5 protein-coding genes are annotated in these 9,477 nt (G+C 65.8%); 2 read left to right on the top strand and 3 right to left on the bottom strand.

Annotation, left to right across the window (positions count from 1 at the left end; translation table 11 throughout):
- A partial coding sequence (locus A5712_RS21930) for an alpha/beta fold hydrolase (RefSeq protein ID WP_156766711.1) occupies nucleotides 1-877 on the bottom strand: 877 nt, incomplete at its 3' end.
- A gap of 217 nt (nucleotides 878-1,094) precedes the next feature.
- On the opposite strand from A5712_RS21930, the gene A5712_RS30425 reads away from it, so the two are divergent.
- Complete coding sequence (locus A5712_RS30425; RefSeq protein WP_082973586.1) at nucleotides 1,095-5,060, top strand: GAF domain-containing protein; 3,966 nt, start codon at nucleotides 1,095-1,097, stop codon at nucleotides 5,058-5,060.
- A 56-nt stretch (nucleotides 5,061-5,116) separates the two neighbouring features.
- Here A5712_RS30425 and A5712_RS21940 read toward each other — a convergent pair whose 3' ends face one another.
- A complete protein-coding gene (locus A5712_RS21940; RefSeq protein ID WP_068109685.1) occupies nucleotides 5,117-6,451 on the bottom strand; it encodes an NAD(P)/FAD-dependent oxidoreductase in 1,335 nt (444 codons plus the stop codon).
- A gap of 281 nt (nucleotides 6,452-6,732) precedes the next feature.
- Here A5712_RS21940 and A5712_RS21945 point away from each other — a divergent pair, with 281 nt between their 5' ends.
- Nucleotides 6,733-7,038, top strand: a complete 306-nt coding sequence (locus A5712_RS21945; protein ID WP_068109688.1) for a hypothetical protein — start codon at nucleotides 6,733-6,735, stop codon at nucleotides 7,036-7,038.
- 46 nt (nucleotides 7,039-7,084) lie between these two features.
- Here the strand turns inward: A5712_RS21945 and A5712_RS21950 are convergent.
- On the bottom strand, nucleotides 7,085-9,477 hold a 2,393-nt coding region (locus tag A5712_RS21950; RefSeq protein ID WP_068109691.1), incomplete at its 5' end, for an RND family transporter.

Raw genomic sequence — 9,477 nt, forward strand, 5'->3', positions numbered from 1 at the left:
GGCTGCCGGTGAGGAACTCCTCGATCGCCGTCGTGGTCCGTTCGGGCTCGGTGAACCAGGGCGCATGGTCCACGCCCTCGACCTCAAGGATCTGACAACCGGAAATGTGGTCGGCGAGGTATCGCCCATACTGCACCGGCACCCCGGGGTCTCCGCGGGCGTGGACGATGAGCGTTGGGACGTTGAGGGTCGGCAGGATCGGTCGCACGTCGATGCCGAACGACGCTTCGACGGTTGCCCGCGCCATTCCGGGGCTCGCGCACATCCGCTCCATCATTCCGAGCTGGCGGATCGAACGAACCGATGGCACGAGACACTTGACCGCCCTACCGTCGCCCCAATCCGAGCGGACAGCGTCGCCGAAGTCCTGCCAGCGTTCGAGCTGCTGAATCGTCGGCGAGTACTCGTCACCGAGTTCACGAACGATACGCGCTCGGACCTCCTCCGTGCTGCGATCCAAGTCGTCCCACTCCAGACCGCCCAGGGTGGCGTACGTGCCGTGGAGGATCAACGCCCGCGTTCGCTCCGGTCGGCGTGCCGCCCAGACAATGGCCGCGGGGCCACCCTCGCTCAACGCGAGAAGGACGGCCTTATCGAAGCCAACGGTGTCCATGACGGCCTCGATCTCGGCGGCTCGATCGTCCACCGAGCGAACCTTGGGGACCGGGTCCGACAATCCGACACCGGCCTTGTCGAACACCACGACGCGGCAAAAGGTCCCGAGACGCTCGAAAAACGCTTTGTACTCCGGCTGCGTCCAGAACAGCTCGACGTGGCTGACGTAAGGCGGGATGAGGACCAGCTCGATAGGCCCATCGCCGAAAACTTGATATGCAAGCCTCAAATCGCCGCAGGATGCGTACGACGTATCCGCCACCGCATGAGCGTACTGCTGTACGAGTTAGCCGTCATCACATCTCTGGCGTCGCGCACGGGCATGCGACAAAGCCGCTCATTTCGCCTTTTGTGACAACGCTGCCAGTGCGCTGGTCGGCTTCGCCGCTGCGTGGTGGCAAGGTCGACGCGAGATAAGCGGAATTCAAAAAAGCAACGGTGGGGCTTTGCTGAACGTCCGAACGATACATACTGAACAGATGTCGCCCAGACGTCGGCGCGCCGCCCGCACGTCAACGGTTGCGCCTCCAAAAGCGTCGGTTCGGCTGCGGGCAGTTCCGGCGCCCGGATTTGCGGTCACCGCCGCGGCGGGATTCTCGGTCGTCGCGGCCGTGCTGGTCGTTCTGCTCAAGCAAGTGGCACCGGACGACCCGACGGGGACGATCTACGCGGTTCTGTTGGGCGTGGCCCTCGTCGGCAATTTTGTGGCCGTCGTCTTCGCCGCCGCCAGCGACCGCGGGAAGGTCAGCAACCGATCGGGCGAGAGCCCGCACGGATTGGAACAGTTCTTCGAACTTACTTCCGACCTCATGGTCATTTCCGATCGGGGCCAATTGCTCAAGGTCAATCCGGCCTTCGAAAAGACGCTGGGTTACACGATGGACGATTTGATGGCCGCCCCATTCGAATTGGTACCGCCCGAAGACATGGATCGGCTCCGTGAGCCGATAAAAGACCTGACCGAGGGACGTGGGCCGGTTCGTTTCGAAAACCGGGCGATTAGACGTGATGGTTCTTCGCGGTGGATCGAATGGAGCGTCACGCCGCATGACGGGTTGTTTTATGCCGTCGGCCGCGATGTCACCGGGCAACGCGCGGAAGAAGAGCAACTCCGCGAAATCCGTACCATGCTCGAGACCAGCCAGGAGCGGCTGCGGGCGAGCCGGGACCGCCTGCGTCAGCTCGCCCGGCATCAGACGGCGCTGCGTCGGGTGGCCGAACTGGTCGCCCGCGATGCCGAGCCTGCTGACGTGTTCAACGCCGTGGCCGAGGAGATGGCCAATATTCTGGACGTCTACAACGCGACGGTGGGTCGTTACGAAGGCGATGAAATCGTCACCGCGGCGCTTGGGCGTCCGGAGACCGACCTGCCGAATCCGCCGGCGGTGGGCGAGCGGTTTCCACTCGGCGGCGACGACGTCGCCGCGATCGTTCGGCGCACGGGACGGCCCGCGCGGGTCGACAACCACCAGCACGCGGTGGGCGTTTCGGCGGCACGCCTGAGGGAGATGGGCATCCGATCGATGGTCGGCGTCCCGATCATGGTCGGCGAACAACTGTGGGGGGTGGCCGCCGTGGCCTCGCGGGGCGATCCACTACCGGCCGACACCGAGGTGGGCATCGCCGACTTCGCCGATCTGGTTGCGACCGCGATCGCCAATGCGGCGGCTCGTGAACAGCTGAATTCCAGCCGCAGCAGCCTGCGCGAGCTCGCGCGACGCCAATCGGCGCTGCGCCGGGTGGCGGAACTGGTCGCGCGTGAGGCGCAGCCGGCAGCAGTGTTCCACGCGGTCGCGGAGGAAATCGCCAGCATCCTCGACGTCCAAAATGCGACGGTGGTCCGCTACGACGACGACGCGACGATCGTGGAGGCCGTCGCGCGGGCCGATTCCGCGATGCCGAACCTTCCGGTGGTCGGGGAACGGTTCGTGATGGAGGGGGACAACATCGCCCTGATGGTTCGGCGAGACGGTCGACCGGCCCGAATTGATGACTACCAGAACGCTTCGGGCGCGTGGGCCGCACGCATCCGTGAGGGCGGGCTGCAATCGGTCGTCGGTGTCCCCATCGTTGTCGGCTCAGATCTGTGGGGAGTGCTTGCGGTCGCGTCGCGGACCAAGCCCATGCCCCCTGAGACCGAAGCCCGCATGGCCGATTTCGCCGACCTGGTCGCCACCGCGATCGCCAACGCGGCCACCAGGGAACAACTTCGGGCGAGCCGCGACAGTTTGCGCGACCTCGCCCGACACCAGACGGCGCTGCGGCGGGTGGCCGAACTGGTGGCGCGCGAGGCGCCGCCTCGCCAGGTATTCCGGGCGGTGGCCGAGGAAACCGCGGGCTGCCTGGACGTCCACAACACGACCGTCGGCCGGTTCGATGACGATGCCATCGTCATCGAGGCCCTTGGCCGCGCCGAGCCGGAACTGCCGAACCCGCCGGCGATCGGCGAGCGGTTTCCCCTGACGGGCGACCACATCGGGCCAATCATCCTGCGCACCGGTCGCCCCGCCCGAATTGACAGCCACGACCGTGCGGCCGGCGCGACGGCCGCACGCATTCGCGATGTCGGGGTGCGGTGCATGGTGGGCGTACCCATCACCGTCGGGGCACACGTGTGGGGCGTGCTTGCCGCGGCGTCGCGCAACGACCCACTGCCGGCCGACACCGAGGCGCGCATCGCCGATTTCGCGGATCTGGTGGCCACGTCAATCGCTAACGCCGCCACCAGGGTTGAACTTCAAGCCAGCCGTGACAGCCTGCGCGACCTCGCTCGCCAGCAGACGGCGCTGCGCCTGGTGGCCGAACTCGTTGCCCGCGAGGCGGCGCCCGCCGAAGTCTTGAACGCGGTCGCCGAGCAGCTGGGGGAATGCCTGGACGTCTACAACACGACGGTCATTCGTTTCGACGGTGACGACATCGTCGTGGAGGCAGTCGGGCGCGTGGAGGAGTTGAACATGAGTGCGCCGACGGCCGGCCAGCGTTTCCCGCTGGGCGGCGACCACGTCGCGCCGATGGTGCTGCGCACCGGGAGGCCCGCCCGCATGGACACCCACGACGGCGCGGCCGGCTCGACGGCTGCCTTCATCCGTGGTCTCGGCATCCAATCCATGGTCGCGGTCCCGGTCGTCGTCGGTGGCCATGTCTGGGGTGCGGTCGGCGTGGCGTCGCGAACGGGACCCTTGCCGCCCGACACCGAGTCGCGCATGGCGGACTTCGCGGATCTGGTGGGCACCTCAATTGCCAACGCCGCCACCAGATCTGCGTTGCAGGACAGCCGCGACAGCCTGCGCGAACTCGCCGACAACCTGAGCGTGCTGGCCAGGCAGCAGACGGCGCTGCGGCGCGTGGCGACGCTGGTCGCACAAGGTGTCAGTCAGGTGGAGGTGTTCTCCGCGGTGGCCGAGGAGATGGCCGACTGCCTCGACGTCGGCAGCGCCGAGGTGCTCCGTTTCGAGGACGACGGCGCGGCAATCTTCGTCGTGGCCTCCCATGCGGCGCCCGGCGTGGCGCATTTGGAGGTGGGGGAGCGCCTGGGCACCGAGGGCGACAACGTCGCCGCGAGGGTGTTGCATACGCGGCGCGCGGCTCGGATGGACAGCTGGGAGGGCACTGACGGCCCCATCGCCGAGCGCGTTCGGGAGTTGGGTATCCGATCGCGGATCGGGGCGCCAATCGTGGTGGACGAGCGGCTGTGGGGGTTGGCCGTGGTTGCCACCACCGAACACGATCCGTTGCCGCCCGACACCGAATCTCGCATCGTCGAGTTCGCCGAGCTGGTTGCGACGGCAATCGCGGCCGCGACCACCCGCGAGGAGTTGATCGCTTCGCGGGCCCGGATCGTGGCGGCCGCCGACGACGCCCGTCGCCGCCTGGAACGAGACATCCACGACGGAGCCCAGCAACGCATCGTCTCGCTGGGCCTGAAACTTCGTCTCGCGCAGGAGTCGGTGCCACCCGAGGCCGATGCGCTCAAACACGAGCTTTCCGAGGCGGTCTCGGGTCTGACCGACGTGTTCACCGAGCTGCAGGAAATATCGCGGGGCATCCATCCGGCGGTGCTGTCGACCGGTGGCCTGCCCGCGGCGCTCAAGACGCTGGCCCGCCGCTCGCCGGTGCCCGTCGACCTCGATGTCGCGATTGACCACCGGTTGCCGGAGTGCGTCGAGGTCGCCGCGTACTACGTGGTCGCGGAGGCTTTGACCAACGCGGCCAAGCACGCTCAAGCATCCGAGGTGAGGGTGCGGGCGCACGCAGACGACACGAACCTCGCCCTGCTCATCTCCGACGACGGCGTCGGCGGGGCGAACTCGGGTAAGGGCTCCGGGCTGATCGGCCTCAAGGACCGCATCGAGGTGCTCGGCGGCTGGATGCGGGTGGCCAGCCCCCTGGGAGGGGGCACCGCCCTCGACATCACCATCCCGCACCACACCAGCCGAGCCGAATGAAGGTAAAGCGCTGCAAGGCAAGGCTTCTGAACGGGCGGGGCGGAAAACCTGTTGACTCAACTCGCCGCAGCGATGTCCGCCAGCTGTTGAGGCGTGACGCTGGCGGTGGCCTGCTGCTCGGTGATCGTCAGTTGGCCGCGACGCGTGCTCAAGAACGTCAGGATCCACGAGACCAGTGTCGTTGTCCTGCTTTTGAAGTCCACCAGGTACACCAGGTGCAGGAAGAGCCACGCCAACCAGGCGATGAACCCGCCAAACTCGATCGGGCCGACCTTGGCCACCGCCGAGCACCGCGACACCGTGGCCATCGATCCTTTGTCGAAGTACCTGAACGGCTTCCGCTCCGTGCGGTCGGCGCCCTTGAGTTCCGTCTTGATCACGGCAGCCACGTACTTGGCGCCCTGAATCGCGCCCTGGGCCATGCCGGGCACGCCTTCCACATACGCCATGTCGCCGATCACGAACACGTTCGGGTAGCCCGGAATCGACAAGTCCCGCAGCACCTTGACACGCCCGGCGCGGTCGATCTCGGCCGCGGATTGGTCGGCGATGTCCTGGCCCAACGGGCTGGCCGATACGCCCGCCGACCACACCTTGCATTGCGATTCGATGCGGCGGACGGTCCCGTCAGCGTCCTTGACCATCAGGCCATTGTGGTCGACGTCGGTGACGATCGCCCCCAGCCGAATCTCGACCCCCATCTTCTGCAGCCGGTCCTGGGCCTTCCTGCCGAGTTTGGGGCCCATCGGTCGGAGCACCGCATCCCCGGCGTCCAGCAGCATCACCCGGGCCTTGGCGGAGTCGATGTTCCGGAACGAGCCTTTCAGCGTCTCGCGGGCCAGTTCGGCGATTTGACCCGCCATCTCTACACCCGTCGGACCACCCCCCACGACGGTGAAGGTCAACAGCCTCTGTCGGTGCGCCGGATCGCTGGAGAGCTCCGCCTGCTCAAACGCCCCGAGGATGCGCCCGCGCAACTCCAGCGCGTCGTCGATGGTCTTCATGCCGGGGGCGAACTCGGCGAAATGGTCGTTGCCGAAATAGGATTGGCCCGCTCCCGCCGCAACGATCAATGTGTCGTACTCGCACGTATAGCGACGCCCGAGCACCTCGGAAACGACGTGGCGGCCTTCGAGGTCGATGTGCACCACGTCGCCCAGCAACACCTTGGCGTTCTTTTGCTTCCGCAGGATCACTCGGGTGGCGGGGGCGATTTCGCCCTCCGAGATGATGCCGGTCGCCACTTGGTACAGCAGTGGCTGGAACAGGTGGTGCTGGGTGCGGGCGATCATCGTGACGTCGACTGCAGTGTGCTTGAGTGCCTTGACGGCGGTCAGCCCGCCGAACCCAGAACCGATCACGACAACGCGATGCCGTTGTTCCACTGCCACTTCACTTCCTTCAGTACTTTTGTCGCCATCTCACGTTGCACTTGCTCCGCACGGTTCCGCGCCACGGAACAAACCGGCGCGCGGACTGGGTCCGTGTCAATGATCGAGATTGACGCTGGAAAACACATCACCGCTGGCACCCATAGCCGGTTGCGGAAAGCAACCAACGGCACCTACCGGCTGGCGTGAACCCGTCTGAGCGCGTCTGGCTCGGGTATCCGCCCCGCGAAAGGATGCCGCCGCGGCGGTTGACGAGAGCGGCGGAGGGTATAGGCACCGGCATGACCCCGCGTCCCGAGACGTCGGATGCCGTCCCGCCCGACACCGCCGACACCTTCGACGCCGTGGTATCCGCATGGGCCGAGTCGGTGCGTTGTGAAAGCGCTTACGGGTGTGAGCGGCCGGCGAGTTGGCTCGCGCTGCGCCACCAGCCCTGCGGTGGTCATCAGCCGGTGTGCACGTTCCACTACCGCAAGTGGGTGCGGGCTTCTCTGGCCAGGATCGGCCGCTCGGGCCGAATGCGGTGCATCTACTGCGGGCAGAATTTCAAGACCGTCGAACAGTGCATGTGTTTCCGGCCCCTGTGAGCCTCGGGCGGCGTGAGATCCGGCAACCGCGTCACGGCGGCTGACTCTACAGCGGCGGAACGGCCGCCGACCGAACACCGGCCGGAGCCCTGGGCCGGCTCAGCACCCGCTGCGGCCACCAGAACGACGGGCCGAGTATTCGGGCGATCGGCATGACGAGGCACAGCCGCATGATGAACATGTCGAAGACCAGTCCGATCGCGATCGTCGACCCGGCCTGCCCGATGTTCTTCACGTCGCTGGAAAGCAGCGCCAGCATCGTGCCGGCGAGCACCAGGGCCGCAGTGACCGCCACGCTCAGGGAACCCGCGATTGCGCGGATCATGCCGGTCGCAATACCGGCGTCGAGCTCTTCCCGGTACCGGGACAGCAGCAGCAGGTTGTAGTCACAACCCACCCCGACGAGCACGATGAACGCGATCGGGACGTTCAGCCAATGCAGTTGGGTGCCAAGCAACGTCTCCCAGATCAGGGACGCCAAACCCAATGAACCAGCGAACGAAAGCACGACCACGACCAGGACCAAGATTGAGCCGACGAGTGCCCTGGTGATGACCAAGACGATGACGAACACCAGCCCGAACGTCGCGAGCATCATGAGGATGAGGTCGTTGTGGGAGAAGTCCTCGACATCGCGGTAGGTCGGTGAGGCGCCGGCCATGTCCAATTTCGCGTTCGAGAGCGCCGTTTGTTTGATGGCTTCGTGTGCGGCGGCGGTGGCGTTCCTCGTCTGCTGAATGCCCGCCGGGCTCATCGCCTCGCCCTCATGGAAAATCGAAAAGCGCGCGCCTTTTCCGTCGGGTGTCATGAAGAATTCGAGGCCGACCTTGAAATTCTCGGTTTCGAGCGACTCCGGCGGCAGGAAGAAGAAGTCGTCGTTCTTCGCGTTGTCGAATGCCTGCGCCATGTCGATCATCGGATGGATCATGACTTCCATCTGCGGAATCATGGCGTGCAGCGTGCTTTGCATCGCCAATGTCAGCGACTGCATCGCCCGCATTTCCTTGACCATCGTTCCCATGTGTTCGGCCATGGCGTGCATCCGGGGAACCATCTGCGGAGTGACCGTGTCGATAATGGCGAGGCCCTTCACCAAGTCGCCGAGCTGTTCGCTCACCTGGTCGACGTTGTCGACCGTCTCGTTCAGCGATCGGATGGTCCAGCAGATCGGGATGTCATAGCAGTGCCGCTCCCAGTACAGGTAGCTGCGCAGCGGCCGGAAGAAGTCGTCGACGTTGGCGAGGTTGTCTCGGACTTCGTCGGTGATCGCGCGCATCCGTTCGGTCGCCTCGCGGGAGAGGTGCGTGCCCTCGGTCAGCTGGCTGGTGAGGTCCTCCAGCCGGCCGGTGAGCTGTTCTAACTGGGTGGTTTCCTCGATGAGCTTGCCCATGTGGTCCGCCGTCGTGTCGATGTCGGCGACCCGGTCCTTGAAGAACGCGAGGTTCTCGCCGATCTTCGTGCCCACCGACCCCATGGAATAGGGCAGCGAGGCGTGTTCCAGGGGTCGGCCGTTCGGCCGGGTGATGCCCTGCACCATGGAGATGCCGGGAACCCGCAAGACGGTCTTGGCGATCCGGTCCAGGGTGATCAGGTCGGTCGTATTGCGCATGTCGTGATCCGCGCTGACGTACAGGTTGTCGACGGACAACTGGCTCTTCGGGAAGTGCCGGTCCGAGGCCGCGTATCCCTCGACGGACTCGACCGACGCGGGCGCGAAGTCCCGGTCGTTGTAACTCACCTTGTAGGTAGCGAGATTCATGAGGCAAAACGGAACGACGAGAAGGGCGACGAAAATGAATGCGGCCGGCCACCGGGTGATCGCGGTTCCGAGTCGGCGCCATATCGGGCTCGTCGGACTGATTTGCTGCAACCATTTGATGCGGCCGCCCAGCGCGAGCATCGCGGGACCGAGGGTGAGCGCCGCGACGACGGCGACGACCATCCCCACGAAGCAGGGCGGGCCCAGGGTGCGGAAGTAGTTCAGTTTCGTCAGGCTCAGGCACAGTGTCGACCCGGAGATCGCCATGCCCGACCCCAGAATGACGTGCTGCGTGTTCGCGACCGACTCGTAGTAGGCGGATTCCTTGTCGTGTCCCGCCCGGCGCGCCTCGTTGTATCGGCCGATGAAGAAGATGCCGTAGTCGGTGGCGACGCCCAGAACCAACGCGACGAGCATGTTCATCGCGAACGACGAGATGCCCAATACGTGCAGGCCGACGAGGAACGAGACGACGCCGCGCGCCGTCGCCAAGATCAGGAGCACACCCACCAGCGGGATAAGGGCTCGGGCCACCGAGCGGTAGGCGAGCAGCAGCATGATGATGATCACGATCACCGACACGATCGTGAGCGTGAACATGCTGGCGTCGGCGGCGTCGAGCGTGTCGGTGTTCAGCGCGGCCGGTCCGGTGACGTAAGTCTTGAGGCCGTGCGGTCTTC

Source organism: Mycobacterium sp. E2327 (assembly GCF_001672675.1).
In the GTDB taxonomy this organism is placed as follows: Bacteria; Actinomycetota; Actinomycetes; order Mycobacteriales; family Mycobacteriaceae; genus Mycobacterium.

Bases quoted from the DNA above. Each gene is read 5' to 3' on its own strand.
- A5712_RS30425 (WP_082973586.1), top strand. From the start codon at position 1,095: ATGTCGCCCAGACGTCGGCGCGCCGCCCGCACGTCAACGGTTGCGCCT.
- A5712_RS21945 (WP_068109688.1), top strand. From the start codon at position 6,733: ATGACCCCGCGTCCCGAGACGTCGGATGCCGTCCCGCCCGACACCGCC.